This is a genomic window from Sulfitobacter sp. W074, assembly GCF_025142275.1.
In the GTDB taxonomy this organism is placed as follows: domain Bacteria; phylum Pseudomonadota; class Alphaproteobacteria; order Rhodobacterales; family Rhodobacteraceae; genus Sulfitobacter; species Sulfitobacter profundi.
Window position 1 is genome coordinate 49,393 of sequence record NZ_CP081132.1, and the last position, 17,313, is coordinate 66,705.

Consider the following 17,313-nt stretch of genomic DNA (forward strand, 5'->3'; position numbering starts at 1 on the left):
CTTCACTCTATGGTGGCGCGCTTTCGTCTCTTAATCAAACATCTGCTTTCTTACGCGTTAGCATCTGCCGGATTTTCAGAACCACCACATAGAACACCGGCACCAAGAAGATCCCGACCACCGCGGAAGAGGCCATGCCGCCGAGCACGCCGATACCAATTGAGTTCTGCGTCCCGGCCCCCGCCCCCGACGCGATGGTCAAAGGCAGCACCCCGAGCATGAAAGCAAAAGTGGTCATCAAAATCGGGCGCAGACGTTGCCGCGCCGCGACCTTGGCGGCACAATCAATGCTCAGTGGTCACGATGAGCCAGGAACACTCTCTTATCAAATACGCCTATTTGAACCCATGAGTGATGACTTCAGACAGGCCTCAGAAATAGTGTGTCCGAGCGGTTACAGCATCAATCCCGGTTATAAGAGGTTTATCAGTTTTCGCATAGCCGCACCTATTACGATCGCCTCACACCCAACTCAACACGCCTTTCGCCGAACGGCCCCTTCAGCTTAATTACATCTATTACAGCCGCTATGGTTGCCTCTGAAACGCGAGAGCATTTGATTTGAGATCGTCTGGAGTAAATCTGAAAATTGTCATCTCATCTACACTATAGGCGCCAAGGCTCCTGTAGAATTCAATGGTAGGTGTATTCCAGTCCAGAACGCCCCATTCCATCATCCGGCAGTTTCGCTGCAAGGCAAGCGAGCAAAGATATTCCATGATGACCTTCCCAAGACCCTGATGACGAACTTCCGTATCCAAGAAAAACCCATCAATATAGAGGCCTGCCTGTCCCGTAAATGCAGATGACTTCTGGAAAAAGTAAACGAAACCTACAACCTCTCCTTTGTAGTAACCAAACAGCGCCTCGCCCAGTTTTTCATCCAGAAGCCGCTTAATTAGCGGCCCGGTTGCCGTGATCTTGTCCGCCATCTTTTGATAGGCGCCGAGTTTCTTCATGTACTCCACTACAAGATCCGCGTCATCCGGAGAAGCATGTTGCAGTTTGAAATTTGGATTGGTTGTCTTGATTTTCTGCACAGCGGTCTTCCCCATACGTGTGTTTCAAAAGGTATGTATTTTGCTTATCGCGGAAAGTCCGATGAAGTGGTCCTGCTTTTTAGGACAGGTTTACGGCTCAGCTAAGATGTAATGTGGTTGGTTTCATGCGGCCTTCTGCGTCCGTTCTGTTGTGGAGAATGCGTCGTCAGGTGATCGTTTGTCGAGAGCGGTCTGGGGCCGCTCGATTTTGTACAATTGCACGCCAGAACACCCACGTTATCGAGTGCCGAGAGGTTCTTTATCGATGGCATCCTTGGTTTGGGCAGTCGGTCTATATCCATCACGAGATCGATAAGCCTGGTGATGCAGTGTATCGGTGCAATCTTACTGGCGGCCGGTCGGACCGATTTCTGGAAGTCCCCGTATGGATGTTTGATCGGGTCGCTTGTGCTGCCTGTCACGAGGCCGATACGGCAAATGTGGGCCTGTATGCGCTGACGGCCCTTGCAGAGCTAATCCGCGATGCTGGCTGTACCTCGCTCAATAAATCCGACTCCTCATCACGTACTGGCGCAGCATTGGACTCTGAGCCCACGATTCGGAGGTCGGCCAATGCCGCGCAAAATGATGACGACGCAACTCGAACTATTTCCTGGGACCCGATCCAGAACAGCGACCCTGATCCCGCCTTGGCAGAGCCTGCCCGACGAGACGCGGCAAGCGCTAACGCGATTGATGACACGCCTGATGATGGAACATGCGGGCACGGCGGACAGGGAGAGCAACCATGAAGCATGACAAAATCGGTACGCAGCACTTGGAACGCAAGGCAATCCTCTACGTCCGCCAGTCATCGGCCCATCAGGTCCTGCACAACCGAGAAAGCAGCACACTGCAATATGCAATGCGGGAGCGGCTGTCGGATTTGGGTTGGAGCAGGATCGAGATCGTGGATGACGACCTTGGTCGGTCTGCCGCCGGCGGGGTAACGCGGGCAGGCTTTGACCGGATGATTGCAGACATTTGTCTGGGAAAGGTCGGCGCGGTGGCCGCACGCGAGGTATCCCGCTTTGCACGCAACAGTAGAGACTGGCAGCAACTCGTAGAAATGTGCCGGGTCGTTGATACGGTATTGATCGATCAAGAGGCAGTATATGCGCCGCGCGATGGCAACGACCGCCTACTGCTGGGCTTGAAAGGGAGCCTGAACGAGTACGAACTCGATCTCCTCAGGCAACGATCCCTCGCGGCACGCCACGAGAAGGCACGGCGCGGCGAACTTATCGTCGCCGCTCCCGTCGGCTTCGTGAAGGTCGCCGACCGGCTCGAGAAAGATCCGGATCGCCGCGTGCAAGATGCCATAAGTCTGGTCTTCGATAAGGTCGTCGAGTTGGGAAGCGCGCGGCAGGCCCTCATGTGGTTCCTTGAACATGACCTTGAACTGCCCACCCTTCGCAAGCAGGGTTACGTTGTTTGGAAGCGGCCAACCTACGCTACCATCCATCGTATGATCGTCAATCCGGCCTATGGCGGAGCCTATGCCTACGGCAAGACCCGGACATCGGTGGGGTTCGGGGCGTCGATTACTCGCAGGAAGAATCGTGATGAATGGCTGGCATTGAAGCCGGGCGCACATGAAGGCTACGTAAGTTGGGAACGAGCAGAGGCAATCCGCAAGATGGTCAGTGATAACGTCCCTCAGAGCCGACATCACGGCGCAGCCAAGCATGGTTCGGCCCTTCTGGCGGGGCTTCTGCGCTGTCGACGCTGTGGGCGTAAGCTGACGGTTCGCTACACCGGCAAAAAGCATGATATCCCGCGTTACTCCTGCTGGCGTGGCCTTTTGGACAACGGCGAGGCGCGCTGTATCGCTTTTGGCGGATTGCGGGTCGATGATGCCATTGAACAATCGCTCCTGCAGGTGGTCAGCCCCGGCGCCATCAACGCGGCAGAGGCTGCCGCCCGGCAAGCCGTGCGGCAACGGGATCGGGTTCGCGATGCACTCTGTCGTGATTTTGAGGCTGCTCAATACGCGGCCGACCGAGGATTCCGACAGTATGGTGCGTCGGACCCCGAAAACCGTTTGGTGACTGCCGAACTGGAATCCCGTTGGAATCAGGCGCTTCAGCGAGTTCGAGAGGTCGAGCAGAAGCTCGCGCACCACGATGCGGTCAGCCCGAACGAGACAACGCTACCGGTGGAAGATCTGGCAGCCCTCGGGGCCAACCTTGAACACATCTGGTGCGCACCGGGCACGGATGCAAAACTCAAGAAGCGGATCGTTCGCACGGTGATCCTTGAAGTAGTGGCAGATCTTGATAACGAAACATCCGAGATCGTTCTGCTGGTTCATTGGGCCGGAGGAGCCCATACAGAAACCCGCTTGCCAAAGCGTCGGCGCGGACAGCGCAACGCAACATCACCTGATATCGTCGAAGCTGTTCGCCTGCTTGCCCAGATTGTCAGCGATGATGTCATCGCCGGGTTCCTAAACCGGAACGGTCTCGCCACCGGAAACGGCAATCGCTGGACCAAGGAACGGGTGACAGCATTACGTTCATACCAAAAGATTCCCGTATTCAAACCCGAACCCGATGATCACAACCCCTGGCTCAACCTCTCCAGCGCAGCCAAGCTTCTCGGGGTGGCACCAAAAACATTGCGGTTGGCAGCTGAAGCAGGTGAAATCGAAGCTGAACACCCGCTCGCTGACGGACCGTGGGTCTTCGAGCGAAAAGAACTATTAAAACCGGAAGCACAAAAGCTAAACAAACGGGCGCGGCAAAGCTCAAAACACCCCACGGTACCACATCAAGATCAACAAAACCTATTCCCTTCCACAACATAGAAAGATGGGCGTAATGAAGCAAAGTTGTAGAAGCTGGTCCAATCTTTGATCACCCGTTTGGCTTGGAAACCGTCTTGCAATTCGTGCAGATAAACAGCCTCCTGTTTCAAGGACCGCCACAACCTTTCGATGAAGATGTTATCGAGATACCTGCCGCGACCATCCATCGATATTTTGACGTCAGCCTCAGTCAAAGTGCTGATCCAGGCTGCACCCGTGAACTGCGGCCCCTGATCCGTATTCATAATCTCAGGTTTACCATATTCGGCGATGGCCTCTTTCAAGGCTTCGACACAGAAGCTGGCATCCAACGTGTTCGATAGCCGCCACGCCAGCACCTTGCGCGTCGCCCAGTCCATGATAGCCACCAGATATAATAAGCCACGTCGCACGGGATGTAAGTTCTTTAATTGATCCTCTGCGCTCGTTGGTATTGTCGCGTGTGCCGGCCACCTGCAAGGTTCTTTTCGAAGTCATCCCGATTGGCGCTTCATCTTGGCATCCAAGGCGTCGACATCCCTATGGTAATATTCGCGATGCGTAGAGCTCGCATGTAGATCTCACAGGCTTAGTCGATTGCCTGCCGCTGTGGTCGGTACGGCAACTTAGAGCGAGCGCGTTTAGCGTGGCTGGCGGTTTTTTTATCTAGGCTTCCTGTGCCTCAAATTCGGTTCCGTCTTTCCAGATCGCATGCATGATGACGGCAAGCTTTCTGGCCAAGGCAACGACGGCTTTCTTGTGGCTTGTTCGTCTCTTCAGAGGGCATTGTCACATTAACTCGGACCTGTTGGAAGCGTTGGAAATTTTGCGTAGTTGCGGCGCATGAGCATGATCGTCAGCTACAAGCGCCACCGTTTTCCACCTGGGATCATTGCGCACGCGGTTTGGCTGTACGTCCGGTTCAACCTCTCGCTGCGCGAAGTCGAGGAAATACTCCCGAAACGTGGCATTGATGTTTCCTACGAAACGATCCGGCTTTGGGTTGCGAAATTCGCCCCGCAGATCGCCCGAAACTTGCGCCGGCGGCAGGCGCCTCCGGGGGACGTCTGGCATCTCGGCGAAGTTGCGGTGACGATCTCGGGGCGGAAATTCTGGCTCTGGCGCGCGGTTGACCAAGAGGGGATCATTCTGGAGAAAATCCTGCAATCAAAGCGCGACAAGCGTGCCGCAAAGCGTCTTTTGAAAGGGCTGATCAAGCGGTTTGGCCTGCCCAAACGGATCGTCACGGATAAACTGCGCTCCTACGGTGCGGCAAGACGCGAGATCGCGTCCGGCCTTGAACATCGCTCCCACAAAGGCCTTAACAATCGGGCCGAGAACAGCCATTTGCCGTTTCGAAAACGAGAGCGGTGCGTGCGAGGGTTTCGCTCTCCGTGCGGGTTGCAACGGTTTGTAGCATGTCATTCTGCCACCAGAAACCGCTTCTCGATATCTGCCCGCCGCCGTTCCGCAATCGAAACACGCTATCACAGAATAGAGGCCTTCGACGCCTGGAAGGAGGCTGCGAGCATCTGACGCTTAAAGACCGGCCATCTATTCGCGGGTGGCAAGTTAAGTTGGCAACACCGTTTTCGCAATTTTCTTTTGGCTGAGATCTTGAGGCGGCACGCCATAGCATTTCCCCGTTTGGCTGGCTCTGTTTGACAGGGTGTTGAACGAGGAATTGCCGTTGGGCCAAGCGCAAAGTTGGTCGGCGCTGGCCCATCAGATCGGACGCGGGTTGAGTTTTGGGCTTACCCCCAAGGACGTTATTAACGATATCCCCCGGCTTTCGGCCTTCTGATCGCCTGTCAGTCAACGTTTTAAGGGCACGCTGTCTCTATACAGGCGGCTTTTGCGCCTGCGCTTTGAGTTGTCGGATCAGCGTCTCCGCAGCGGGGGTCACGGCTGTCTGGCGGCGCGTAATGATCGCCAGAGTGAAGGTGGGCAGCGGCTCGCGCACCGGCACCTCGCGCAGATCATAACGCGCGCCGAGTTGTTCCAGCAGCTTGTCGGAGAGAAATGAAAACCCATCGCTTTTGGTCATCACAGTCAACAATGTTGTCAGCGCATGACAGCGGGTAACGCTTTGCCCAGCCAACGCCGGCAGCGGCGGGCCGAACAACGAGCTTGGCCCATCCGCAGGCCCATGCACCAGCCAATTGGCATCTGCCAATTCTTGCAGGCTGGTCACATCGCGGCGGGCATTGTGGCGATGGGTCACCACGACCACCCTCAACTGCGACAGCGGCGCGATATGCAAGGCGTTGTCGCTAAGCGCCTCGGGGATCGGGCCAATGACAATCTCGACCTGCCCCTCGCGCAGCATACGCAGCGATTCTGGGTAGAGCACGTTGAGAACTTCGAGTTGAACGCCCGGCCAACGCCGGCGAAATGACGGCAGCGCTTTGGGCAGAAACGCCGAGCCGACGGCTGGGGAAATCGCGATGCGCAATGTGCCACGTTGCAGGTTCTGTAGCTGGCCTGCCTCGTCCATAAGACGCTGCACCTCCTCCAGCACAGTCACCGCGCGTCGGTGCAGCCGCTGGCCAGCCTCGGTCAGCCGCACCCCGGTTGGAGCGCGATCAAAGACCGTAAGGCCGATCTCTTCTTCAATCTGGAGAACCAACCGCGACAGTGACGGTTGGCTGCGGCCCAACACCTGCGCGGCCTTGCGAAAGCTCCCGGCGCGCGCGATCTCCACCACGGCCTCAAGCTGTGTGATCTGCATGGGGATACCATGCATAGGCCCTTGTCTGGGTCAAGCTGCGTTACATCAGCCCGACCAGCCCCATGGCGATGATCGGAAAGACCAGCAACAGCGCCAGCGCAACCAGATCGGCCAGCACAAAAGGGATCACCCCAAGAAAGATCTGCCCAAGCGCGATATTGGGCATCACGGATTTAACGGTGAAGACATTCATCCCGATGGGCGGTGTGATCAGCCCCAGTTCGATCACCACCACCATAATAATGCCAAACCAGATCAGGTCGATCTCCATCCCATAGAGGGCCGGGAGGAAGACTGGCACGATCAACAGCAGCAGGCCGATGGTCTCAAAAATCATGCCTAGCAGGACACAGATTACACAGATCGCAAGCACCAGCCCGATGGGACCCAGCCCAAGATTTTCGATGAGATCAAGCAGATCATAGGGCAGACCGCTCAGGTTAATGAAATTCGCAAAGACTAATGTGCCAAAGATCACCGCAAAGAGGATGGCGGTGGTGCGTGTCGCTTCGATTAGCATATCGGCCAGATCAGCAAAGCTACGGATGCCGCCGCGCAGCAGAGCAAACAAACCTGCCCCGCCCGCCCCGATCCCAGCCGCTTCGGTGGGGGTAAATATGCCAAAATATATCCCACCCAGAACGATCCCGAACAACAGCAAAATCGGCCAGACACGCAGATAGGCAGCGTGTTTTTCCGCCCGGCTCAGCGGATCGCCCGCTGGCCCTATCTCAGGGTTGCGCAATACCGTCAGCCAGACCGCGCCCATATAGACAGCGATCAGCAACAGGCCGGGGATCATCCCGGCAACGAACAGCTTGCCGATGTCTTGCTCGGCCACCAACCCATAGAGGATAAGCGGAACCGAAGGCGGAATCATAATCCCCAAGGTGCCCCCGGCGGCGACCACCCCAGAGGACAGCCGGTCGTCATAGCCATAGCGGCGCATATGCGGCATCGCCACACGGGTCATCGTGGCGGCGGTGGCCAGTGACGACCCCGAAACCGCTGAAAATCCCGCGCAAGCCAGAACGGAGGCCTGTGCCAACCCACCCCGCCGCGCGCCCACTGCAGCATAGGCGGCGCGAAACAGGTCTTCGGACACATGCGACCGGTGAATGAATATCCCCATCAACAAGAACAGGGGGATCACCGACAGCCCGTAATTGGCGGCTGCTTCCATCACCTGTTGGCCCGTTGTGGCCAGCGCGCCGGACCAATTCCAACCGCGCAGCCAAGCGAAACCCACAAAGCCGACGACAAGGCTTACAAACGCCAGCGGTAGCCCGATAAAACACAAGAGCAATACTGCGGCGAAACCGGTGAGCGCGGCGATCATGCCCTTTGCTCCCCATCCCGCGACAAAGGCGAAGCAGTTAGCGCAAAGATCACGCAACCTGCACTTGTCAGTGCAGCTGCCAGCCCTGAAAACAGCCACATTGGCAGGCTCAGCACAATAGTCCCGCGCCCGTCGGCCCAGGCTCCAAGCGCAATGCGCCACAATGACCAGGCAACCAGCCCATAGATGACAAGCACGAACCAAAAGCGCAGCCACCGCATCAGCCGCGGCGCCCGCGCGTGTAGCAAATGATCGAACAGAGTAACGGTGATATGTTCATCAGAAGCCGTAACAAAGGCGAGCCCCCCGAACACAACGGCAACCATCAGCAACTCAATCATTTCGGAGGCGCCGAAAACCGAATTGTGAAATCCATAGCGCCCGATCACATCGACACAGGTGAGAACTACCATAACCAGCATGGCTCCGCCCGCGGCCAAGGCCAAGGCTTGGCGCAGAACCGCTGCGGCCGCGCGCGGAGCGGGCATTACTGCCCGACCTTTTGTGCATCCGTATGGGCGCGTTGATAGTCGGCCAGCACGGCATCCCCATCAATACCCAAGGCAGAAACCTCAGATTTCCACTGGTCAATCGCGGCTTGGCCGAGCGATTTCAGGTCTGCCAGAAAAGCGTCATCGCCGGGAAGGAAGGTCACACCTTCATCCTGCATTTCCTGATTGGCCTTGGCGAATATCTCGTCCTGACGGGCGCCCATCCAACGTGGAAAATCGCCGCCCAAAGCCGCTTGGATGGCGGCGCGGTCCTCCTCGGAGATCGCCTCCCATTTGTCGCGCGAGACAAAGAAGGAGAAGGTGGCTTGGAAAATCTTTTCATCAAAGATGGTCGCCGATTTGGTGTAGCCAGTCAGTTTATATTGGGTCACTTCGCTTTGCGGCATCCCCAGATAGCCGTCAACCACGCCTTTTGAGACCACTTCGAGCATCTGAACGGCAGGCCCGGATACCACTGATGCGCCACTGTCAGCGACGACCTTGGCCGTCACCCCCGGCACCGACCAGATCTTGCGCTCGGCCAGATCCTGCACCGTGGTGATCGGCGCGTCCGTTACCGAGAAGATATCGCCACCGTTGAGCGCAAACAGCGATAGCAGAACGGCCTCTCCGTATTCGTCCTGGTCGGCGAAGTGTTTCTGATAAGTCTCCCACAATGCGACGCTCGTGGCGCTGGAATCCGCGTGGCCGACAAAGGGCAACATCGAAAACTGCACCCCTGGCACCTGCGCTCGGAGGAATCCGTTGAACTGCACGGCCCCATCCATCACGCCATTGGTCACTGCTTCCATTTGATCGGGCGGCGCAGCCAAGGATTTGGGCGGCGTGCGCAGTTTCACGCGGCCTTCAGTGGCCGTGGAAATCCGATCGCCCAGTTCTGGCAAAAACTTGGTGCAGACATAATGCCGGGGCGGAAAGAAACAGTTAAACAAGATGGTTTCGGCGGCCTGCGCCGGGGCGGAAGCGGTGACCCCCGTCAAAGCTAAAGCGCCGGTGATCATGAGATTGCGCATCTTTGTTCTCCCTTTTGGACAGCTGCTGCTGTCTTACATTAAGCGTGGGCCGACTGGGTTATAATTGTGCGGCGGCGCGGGTCGGGGGCAGGAATTCGACCTCATAGTCCGGCGCAAGGGCCGTGACCTCATCCGGGCGGGCCATGTTGTGAATCTTGCGGAACAGATCGATCAGTTTGCCGGTCGGCGTGACCCAGAAGAAACACCGTACATCGCGGCCAGAGTTATTGAAAATCCCGTGCGGAATGCAGCGCGGCATGGACACAAGATCGCCTGCATTGGCCTGAAGCGTCTGATCGCCCAGCACCAATTCCAGCGTGCCATCCAACACCAGCAGATATTCATCTTGGGTAGGGTGGATATGGGGCGGCACGAAGGTCTCAATCGGGAAGGTCGCATGCCAAGAGAAACACTCCTCGGTGATCTGCTTGGGCGTATAGACTTGACCCAAGATGTTCCAATGGGCGCCGTCAATGCCTTCGCCTTTGCGGGCGATACCGGGGGTCAGGCTCATGATGTTTCCTTTCCGTCAGATTTGCGCAACAGCGCCTTAAGGGTAGGGCCAATGATCGGATTGGCGGCGGCAAAGCGCGGATGCCATTCTTCCCGTACCGCCTGTTCCAGTTCGTCTTCGTCCCAATAGCCGATGAGGATTCCACCCTCAGCGATACGTTCCTGCACAAAGGTGGATTCGATCGCCCCATCGGCCACTGTGACCCGCTGGCGCGGCTGGCGCGCCCATTGAAACAACGCCTCATGCAGTCGGGCGATGGTGTCTTCATGGCCCGGCTGGTCGCCCAGATCGTGAAACTCATGGGGGTCCGTTTCCAGGTCGAACAGCATGGGCCGATAGCCTTCGGCGATGATGTATTTCCAGCGTCCATCAAAGATCATTCGCAACCACGCGTCACGTGACTTGGTACCAAGGGTGACGCGGGCATCTTGGAACGAATAATCATATTCGCAGATAACATGCTGCCGCTTTGGACTATCTTGCCCAAACAGAGCAGGCCGCAGCGACTGGCCGTCCATCACATGCGGCACCGGCGCGCCGCCATAGACGTCAAGGAAGGTCGGCGCGAGATCAATCATCTCGACAAGATCTGTATTCACGCTGCCGCGGGTGACATCGGCACGGGGGTCTGGATCATGGATGATCAGCGGGACGCGGATGGCCTGTTCATGGAACAGATCCTTGTCCCCCATCCAATGATCGCCAAGGTAATCACCGTGATCGGAGGTAAAAACGATCATTGTCTCATCCGCAATGCCGCGCTCTTCCAAATGCTGAAACAAGCGACCCATCTGATCGTCAATCTGTTTTATGAGCCCCATATAAGCCGGGATCACTCGCTCGCGGACCTCATCACGGGCAAAGTTGCGGCTTACCCGGTGGTCTTGCATGGCGCCAAAGACCGGATGCGGATTCTCACGTTCCGCATCGCTGCGGCGCACCGGCAGAATGTCTTCCGGCCCGTACATGCTGGCATAGGGTTCGGGGACAATATAGGGCCAATGCGGCTTAATATAGCTGACGTGCGCGACCCAAGGCTGATCGCCAGCTTGCTCAATGAACTCCATCGCGCGGCTGGTGATATAGGGGGTCTCGGAATGCTCGTCCGGCACCCGCGCAGGGCGGTTGGCGTTTTTCAAAAACCAGCCCGACAGCAGCTCCCCGCTTTCATCCTCCCCGGCGTTGGCCCAGGCCTCCCAAGGGTTGTCTCCGCCAAGATTATGGCGGCGCAGGTAATCTTGGTAGGTGGGATCGGGATCATGGCCGGAATAGGGATGAATCCCATCATCCCGCTCAAAGGGATCGAAACCACATTCGCTGATCCGCACGCCGATTTGACTGTCAGGATCAATGCCAAGCCGGGTCATGCCCGAGGTGTCAGCCCGCATATGGGTCTTGCCAATCAACACCGATTTCACCCCCGAAGGACGCAGATGATCGCCAATCGTCATCTCGCCCGCCTTCAGCGGTACGAAGTTCCAGCTTGCCCCATGCGCATGTACATAACGCCCGGTATAGGTCGACATCCGCGACGGGCCGCAGACCGGCGATTGCACATAGGCTCGGTCATAGCGCACACCGCGGGCTGCCAAAGCGTCGATATTCGGGGTTTCGAGCCGTGGGTGACCATAGCAGCTGAGATAGTCCCAGCGGAGTTGGTCACACATGATGAATAGAATGTTTTTGACGCTCATGCTGCTTCTCCCTAACCGGAGATTAACAGGCTCGAATGGCGTGCAATAGTATCAGCCTATTGATCGCGATCCAGATTCCGGATCACCTCGAACAGGCTGCCGTTGATTTGAACGGTTATCCGCGCAAACCGCCCGCCGGGTGTTGTCAACTTAACTTGCCACCCGCGAATAGATGGCCGGTCTTTGAGCGTCAGATGCTCGCAGCCTCCTTCCCGGCGTCGAAGGCCTCTATTCTGTGATAGCGTGTTTCGATTGCGGAACGGCGGCGGGCAGGTATCGAGAAGCGGTTTCTGGTGGCAGAATGACATGCTACAAACCGTTGCAACCCGCCCGGAGAGCGAAACCCTTGCATGCACCGCTCTCGTTTTCGAAACGGCAAATGGCTGTTCTCGGCCCGATTGTTAAGGCCTTTGTGGGAGCGATGTTTAAGGCCGGACGCGATCTCGCGTCTTGCCGCACCGTAGGAGCGCAGTTTGTCCGTGACGATCCGTTTGGGCAGGCCAAACCGCTTGATCAGCCCTTTCAAAAGACGCTTTGCGGCACGCTTGTCGCGCTTTGACTGCAGGATTTCCTCCAGAATGATCCCCTCTTGGTCAACCGCCCGCCAGAGCCAGAATTTCCGCCCCGAGATCGTCACCACAACTTCGTCGAGATGCCAGACGTCCCCCGGAGGCGCCTGCCGCCGGCGCAAGTTTCGGGCGATCTGCGGGGCGAATTTCGCAACCCAACGCCGGATCGTTTCGTAGGAAACATCGATGCCACGTTTCAGGAGTATTTCCTCGACTTCGCGCAGCGAGAGGTTGAAACGGACGTACAGCCAAACCGCGTGCGCAATGATCCCAGGTGGAAAACGGTGGCGTTTGTAGCTGACGATCATGCTCATGCGCCGCAACTACGCAAAATCTCCAACGTTTCCAACAGGTCCGAGTTAATATGACAATGCCCGCTACCAAGCCCGTATCCTCGCCATTCCCGGGGTGCGCGATACGGTCAACATCGAGCATATCAAGCGCGGCTACTATTCGATCAAGGCGCTGAATCGCCCCGGCATCGTTCCTCTCGGGCCGGAGTGTTCCTTGGCTTGATGGCGCGTGTAAGCCATTAGATCAGAACTTTGGCGTGCACGGGGCGCGCCAACCCCGCCTTATACTAACCACACGGAACCCGAAGGCCGTCACAACACCTGCGACGGCGGCCTAGGTCACGGGGGAGACCGAGCGCCGCGCCAGCTACCAGGATTGTCGGGCCGACCATCGCCACCAGCGCATAGACTGTTGATTGTCACCGAACAGCTCACACCTATCTTGAGCAAATCGATGATCTATCATCTCGCATTTTGAAGTTGGAGGCGACGTTGAAACAAGAAGCCGCCCGAACTGATGCTTCATCACGGTTGATGACTATGCCAGGAATTGGCCCCATTACCGCAATGGCGATAGAGGCTTTTGCTCCATCTCTCTCTGTCTTTAAGCGCAGTCGGGATTTCGCCGCTTGGTTGGGGCTGGTGCCACGACAACACTCTACTGGCGGCAAGCAGATCTTGGGCCGAACGTCGAAGATGGGGCAACGGGATATCCGGCGACTACTTATCATCGGCGCAATGTCAGTCATTCGGTGGGCAACCCGCAAAGGAACAACCCCGGGATCTTGGCTAAATTCAATCCTCCAGCGCAAACCCTGCAAGGTGGCGGCGATCGCACTGGCCAACAAGATGGCCCGAACGCTGTGGGCGATGGAAACGCGGAAGGAAGATTACAGAGATCCAAGTCTGACAGCAGCTTGATTGTATCGAGTAGTCATTAGTGTAAGTCGGCGTGTGAGGAGGTCATAGACAGTAAGGACAAAAGATCGGTGACGACGGTTCTGAAAACGCATCCGGGTCAATGGGCCAAGAGCCCGCAGAACTGATTTTGCATCAAAGCCGCGCAGCTCCATACCGGCCAGCGGTCATTTGATTGCCGCACAACAGGCCTGATACATGACCGCACCCGATCACACGTCACTGTGTCGAAAAACCATCTTGCGCGAACGGGGGTATCCATACATGGGCAATGCGATCATTGCCTCGCGCTAGAACGCGCATGGTGTCGACCGGGTTTTTTTGGCCGCGCCATCCCACGAGCCATTCCGCCACCAACATTGGCAGCCCAATGAGCGCGACGCAGATGAGGTAGACGAAGACGAAAGCCGCTCCGCCACTTTCGCCCACCATGTAGGGAAACTTCCAGATATTGCCAAGACCGACAGCTGTGCCTGTCGCGGCCAGGATGAAAGTCAGGCGGGAGCCCCACTGCTGATGCTGGGATGTCATGGAATATTCTTTCTGCGAGTTCGTTTCAGGCCAGATGCCTTTGAGATTTCGAGCTGCTGTCGCCGGACGAGGCTTACATGGCGCGCTTAAGATGAGCACATGACGAGATGCGGTCTACGAGGGATCGAAAGGTCGTCCGGGACGCGGCCGGTAGCGAGGCAGACTCCATCCAAAAGCGAGCGCGCCGGCGCGCAGCGCGAAGGCAACGAGGCCGCCGATTAGGGCTGGCACGACATCTTCTATGCCAACCAGCCATAGCGCAATATAGACCGCAGCCCCGGCGACCGCGGCAGTGACATAAATTTCCTGCCGGGTGATGGCATTCTGCTCACCGGCCAGAACATCGCGCATAATCCCTCCCAGCGTAGCGGTCATCGCTCCGGTAAGGGTGGCCACACTGGGCGAGTCGGTGACCAGCAGGCCCTTGTAGGCACCGAAAACCGCGAACAGCGCAACCGCGCCCGCATCGAGCCATTGCAGCACGATGTAGCGCGACTCCAGAAAATGCGCCGTGCAATAAACGATGAGCGCTGTGATCGTGCAAACAACTAAGTAGAGCGGCTGGCCCACCCAGAATATCGGCTCCGAGAGCACGACATCACGGACCGACCCTCCGCCGATCCCGGTAAGGATGGCAAAAAATACGAAGCCAATGAAATCAAGCTGCTGGCGCGACGCGGCCAACGCCCCCGTCGCCGCGAAGAGCCCCACGCCGACATAGTCGATTAGGATCAGGTACTGGTTCACAGGTGATGACTTTCATTCTCTGCACGACGCGGCTGAATATTTGGCATCGCATGTGCCGCGATCAGTAAGGTATCTGCCAATCCTCCAGCGCGCCGTGATACTCATTGGATCGCGCTCAACCTGACAGGTGCACAAGTCTCGCCTCGACCGCAGCCCTGTCTTCGAAGCAAAAAGGGGAGAGGAGGAGGCCTTCGAGACTGTCGGACAAAGCTTGTGCCCGCTCGCAATCCTCAAGCAGGGCGCCAATCCTACATTGACAGACAAAAGTTTAGGTTACCGCAATCTCAAGTTTGGAAACCTTATCCAAGGCTTCTGCAAAGAAAGGACGAAACCCTTCCGGATGCTCGCTCATCGGGAAATGGCCCAGTTCGTCCATAACGGACAGGGTCGCCCCCGGAATTGCCTTCGCAGTGCGTGCCGCATCTTCAGGGGTGCAGGTCAGGTCGTAGGCTCCTACTATGATATGCACCGGCGTGCGGCTTGTATCAATCTGCGGCAACCGCGCGATCAGACTGTCATCCTTAGTGTAAAAGCTCAGGTCGCCGCGGAATACGCCGGGGCCGCTTTGCATGAACATCCAAAGCGTATTCGCCCGCTCTGCCGGTGGCGCGTAGGGCGAGATATTGGCCGAGACAAGCGCCGCACCCATTTCCCCGCCATGGGCATCGGGGCGGTGGAACCAGTCAATGTCGTACCACGCAGGCTGAAAATCTGAGGCTTCGATAGCAATGAACCCACTAAACTTTTCCGGATGCAAAGCGGCAAGCTGCAGCGCGATACGTCCCCCCATGGAGCAGCCAGCAAGCACAGGACGCTCCAACCCAAGCCCCTCGATCATTGCAAGGATGGTTTCGATATATGCGTCGGTGGTGAGCAGGTATTCCTCGGTCTCGAACCCTTCCGGCGGCAAGGATTTCCCGTGCCAAGGCATATCGAATGCAATCAAACGGTATGCGGCGGTAAGGACGGTGTCGTTGAGCAAATGGCGCCATTGCCGCGTATCAGCACCGGCTGTGTGCAGGCAGAGAACAGGGCGGCCCTGCCCTGCTTCTTCGAAATAGATACGTCGGGCGGCGCCTTCGACCTCGATGGTGATGTAGCGGCCAGTAATCGGTTCGATGCTCATTCGTATACGCCCTCCTGCGCGCGCGCGATGCCCAAAACTTCCTTGAAGAAACGAAGGTTTTTCACGAGACACAGGATGTCCCCGTCAATCCGCCCCCGTCCAATCTTCACCAAGCCAAAGATGTCATGAAATCCCGGTTCCGGGCGCGGCTGCCAGAACTTGCCCAAGGCCTCAGCGTCGGTGCGAAGCGCGAAACGCCAAGGTGTTTTGCGGCTCGGCCCCTGTTCGATCTGGGTGATATGCCCCTTTTCGAAGGACAGGTAATATTCGTCGCCATCCACTTCGATAAGGACCGTCTCAGAAAAGAGCCGCCCGAGCCGCAAAAGATGCGGCGACTTTGCGAGTGTGGCTTGAATACGCTTAAAATTCTCGATCACCTGAGCCTCCCATACATGGATGCAAGCTTGGTGCCACGATCCCCCATCCGCGCGCCATGCCAACAGGGGTATGGGGTGATACTCTGAAACCAGCGCAGCATGCCGAGGGACGCTCGGCCTGCGGCGCGGTATCACTCAATACCAAGACAGGCATTGGGCAAAGGACCCCGATCGCGGATGGTCAGTTCAACGGGAGTGCAGACGCAGCTCGCTCCCAGACTGCCAGGAGGAGGAAACCATGGGCATCGTTAACCAAGACAATATCACCGCCGTCGTGACAGAGAGCCTCGGTAAACACGGGGATATCAGCAGCCGCGAGCGCGAGATCGCGACATCAATGATCAAGCACCTGCATGGCTTCATTAAGGATGTAAAACTCCAACACCATGAGTTCCTCGCCGCCTGCGACTACTTCGCACGCGCCGGCAAGCTGTGCGATGACAACCGGCAAGAGTTCATTCTGTTGGGCGATATCTTGGGTCTCGAAGTCCTTGTCGATATGATGACGAACCCGGTCGAAGGCAAAGAGAGTGAATCCACCGTGCTGGGGCCTTTCTATCGGGAAAATCCGCCAGTGCTGCCCAAGGGCGCGTCGATCATTCAAAAGCACTTCGAAAATGAAGAGACTGTCTTTTTCGAAGGTCACATCAAAGACGAGAATGGCAATGGCATTGCCGGCGTGACGCTCGACGTTTGGGAGGACGCGCCCAATGGTATCTATGAAAACCTCGATCCCGACCAACCGGAATACAACCTGCGGGGCCGCTTTGAGACGGATGAAAACGGCCATTACGCATTCATCGCCGTACGTCCGGTCCCCTACCCCATTCCCGATGATGAAACCGCTGGCGAGTTACTGCGCTTCATGGGGCATCACCCGAACCGCCCCGGCCATATGCATTTCATGATTTCTAAAGACGGCTATCGCCCCCTGATCAGCCAGATCTACGATGCAGACAGCGCGTGGCTAGACGAGGACAGTGTCTTTGCCGTGAAGGAAAGTCTGATCGGCAAGTTCAACCGGGCCAGCCAAGACCTCGGCACGGACCTGCATTTCGAGTTCGATTTCGTCCTCAAGGAAGGCGCGGTTTCCCAGGCTGTGGCCGCCGAGTAATTTCTCA

14 protein-coding genes and 5 pseudogenes are annotated in these 17,313 nt (G+C 57.1%); 5 read left to right on the plus strand and 14 right to left on the minus strand.

Annotated elements, in window-relative coordinates; all coding sequences use genetic code 11:
- Positions 1 to 34 precede the first annotated feature (34 nt).
- A pseudogene (locus K3762_RS18450) lies at positions 35 to 280 on the minus strand (efflux RND transporter permease subunit); the annotation flags it as partial.
- Positions 281 to 527: 247 nt separating this feature from the next.
- Positions 528 to 1,040: a GNAT family N-acetyltransferase gene (locus tag K3762_RS18455; protein ID WP_260013233.1), complete on the minus strand. Its 513-nt coding sequence runs from the start codon at positions 1,038 to 1,040 to the stop codon at positions 528 to 530.
- A 748-nt stretch (positions 1,041 to 1,788) separates the two neighbouring features.
- Between K3762_RS18455 and K3762_RS18460 the strand changes: the two genes are divergently transcribed.
- Positions 1,789 to 3,849 carry a recombinase family protein gene (locus K3762_RS18460; protein ID WP_260013236.1) on the plus strand — a complete coding sequence of 687 codons (2,061 nt, stop codon included), beginning with the start codon at positions 1,789 to 1,791 and terminating at the stop codon, positions 3,847 to 3,849.
- Between the two features lie 23 nt (positions 3,850 to 3,872).
- On the opposite strand, the pseudogene K3762_RS18465 reads toward K3762_RS18460, so the two are convergent.
- Positions 3,873 to 4,244, minus strand: a pseudogene (locus K3762_RS18465) (transposase); the annotation flags it as partial.
- Positions 4,245 to 4,671: 427 nt separating this feature from the next.
- Between K3762_RS18465 and K3762_RS18470 the strand changes: the two are divergent.
- Positions 4,672 to 5,364, plus strand: coding sequence for an IS6 family transposase (locus K3762_RS18470; protein WP_260013237.1), 693 nt, complete (start codon positions 4,672 to 4,674; stop codon positions 5,362 to 5,364).
- A gap of 304 nt (positions 5,365 to 5,668) precedes the next feature.
- Here the strand turns inward: K3762_RS18470 and K3762_RS18475 are convergent, their stop codons facing one another.
- From K3762_RS18475 to K3762_RS18505, 7 genes are all read right to left on the minus strand, one after another.
- Positions 5,669 to 6,559: a LysR family transcriptional regulator gene (locus K3762_RS18475; protein WP_260013239.1), complete on the minus strand. Its 891-nt coding sequence runs from the start codon at positions 6,557 to 6,559 to the stop codon at positions 5,669 to 5,671.
- Between the two features lie 40 nt (positions 6,560 to 6,599).
- Positions 6,600 to 7,898 (minus strand): TRAP transporter large permease, encoded by a 1,299-nt coding sequence (locus K3762_RS18480; protein WP_260013241.1) that lies wholly within the window; start codon positions 7,896 to 7,898, stop codon positions 6,600 to 6,602.
- Positions 7,895 to 8,386 (minus strand): TRAP transporter small permease, encoded by a 492-nt coding sequence (locus K3762_RS18485; RefSeq protein ID WP_260013243.1) that lies wholly within the window; start codon positions 8,384 to 8,386, stop codon positions 7,895 to 7,897. The genes K3762_RS18480 and K3762_RS18485 overlap by 4 nt, the downstream gene beginning before the upstream one ends.
- Entirely contained in the window at positions 8,386 to 9,423 is a 1,038-nt protein-coding gene (gene dctP / locus K3762_RS18490) for a TRAP transporter substrate-binding protein DctP (RefSeq protein WP_260013245.1), read from the minus strand. The genes K3762_RS18485 and dctP overlap by 1 nt, the downstream gene beginning before the upstream one ends.
- A 58-nt stretch (positions 9,424 to 9,481) precedes the next feature.
- On the minus strand, positions 9,482 to 9,937 hold the full coding sequence (locus K3762_RS18495; RefSeq protein WP_260013248.1) for a cupin domain-containing protein: 456 nt from the start codon (positions 9,935 to 9,937) through the stop codon (positions 9,482 to 9,484).
- Entirely contained in the window at positions 9,934 to 11,631 is a 1,698-nt protein-coding gene (locus K3762_RS18500) for a sulfatase-like hydrolase/transferase (protein ID WP_260013251.1), read from the minus strand. The genes K3762_RS18495 and K3762_RS18500 overlap by 4 nt, the downstream gene beginning before the upstream one ends.
- 190 nt (positions 11,632 to 11,821) lie before the next feature.
- Positions 11,822 to 12,514: an IS6 family transposase gene (locus tag K3762_RS18505; RefSeq protein WP_260013253.1), complete on the minus strand. Its 693-nt coding sequence runs from the start codon at positions 12,512 to 12,514 to the stop codon at positions 11,822 to 11,824.
- A 64-nt stretch (positions 12,515 to 12,578) separates the two neighbouring features.
- Between K3762_RS18505 and K3762_RS18510 the strand changes: the two are divergent.
- Together K3762_RS18510 and K3762_RS18515 are read left to right on the plus strand one after the other, a co-directional pair.
- Positions 12,579 to 12,716 (plus strand): annotated as a pseudogene (locus K3762_RS18510) (glutathione S-transferase family protein); the annotation flags it as partial.
- A 215-nt stretch (positions 12,717 to 12,931) separates the two neighbouring features.
- Positions 12,932 to 13,414, plus strand: a pseudogene (locus K3762_RS18515) (IS110 family transposase); the annotation flags it as partial.
- Between the two features lie 276 nt (positions 13,415 to 13,690).
- Here the strand turns inward: K3762_RS18515 and K3762_RS18520 are convergent.
- The 4 genes and pseudogenes from K3762_RS18520 to K3762_RS18535 form a co-directional block, all read right to left on the minus strand.
- Positions 13,691 to 13,942, minus strand: a pseudogene (locus tag K3762_RS18520) (sodium-dependent transporter); the annotation flags it as partial.
- Between the two features lie 114 nt (positions 13,943 to 14,056).
- Positions 14,057 to 14,689 carry a trimeric intracellular cation channel family protein gene (locus K3762_RS18525; RefSeq protein WP_260013255.1) on the minus strand — a complete coding sequence of 211 codons (633 nt, stop codon included), beginning with the start codon at positions 14,687 to 14,689 and terminating at the stop codon, positions 14,057 to 14,059.
- Positions 14,690 to 14,957: 268 nt separating this feature from the next.
- On the minus strand, positions 14,958 to 15,815 hold the full coding sequence (locus tag K3762_RS18530) for an alpha/beta fold hydrolase (protein WP_260013256.1): 858 nt from the start codon (positions 15,813 to 15,815) through the stop codon (positions 14,958 to 14,960).
- Positions 15,812 to 16,192 carry a hypothetical protein gene (locus K3762_RS18535; RefSeq protein WP_260013257.1) on the minus strand — a complete coding sequence of 127 codons (381 nt, stop codon included), beginning with the start codon at positions 16,190 to 16,192 and terminating at the stop codon, positions 15,812 to 15,814. The genes K3762_RS18530 and K3762_RS18535 overlap by 4 nt, the downstream gene beginning before the upstream one ends.
- 238 nt (positions 16,193 to 16,430) lie before the next feature.
- Here K3762_RS18535 and K3762_RS18540 point away from each other — a divergent pair, with 238 nt between their 5' ends.
- Positions 16,431 to 17,306: a dioxygenase gene (locus K3762_RS18540; protein WP_260013258.1), complete on the plus strand. Its 876-nt coding sequence runs from the start codon at positions 16,431 to 16,433 to the stop codon at positions 17,304 to 17,306.
- Positions 17,307 to 17,313: the final 7 nt, after the last annotated feature.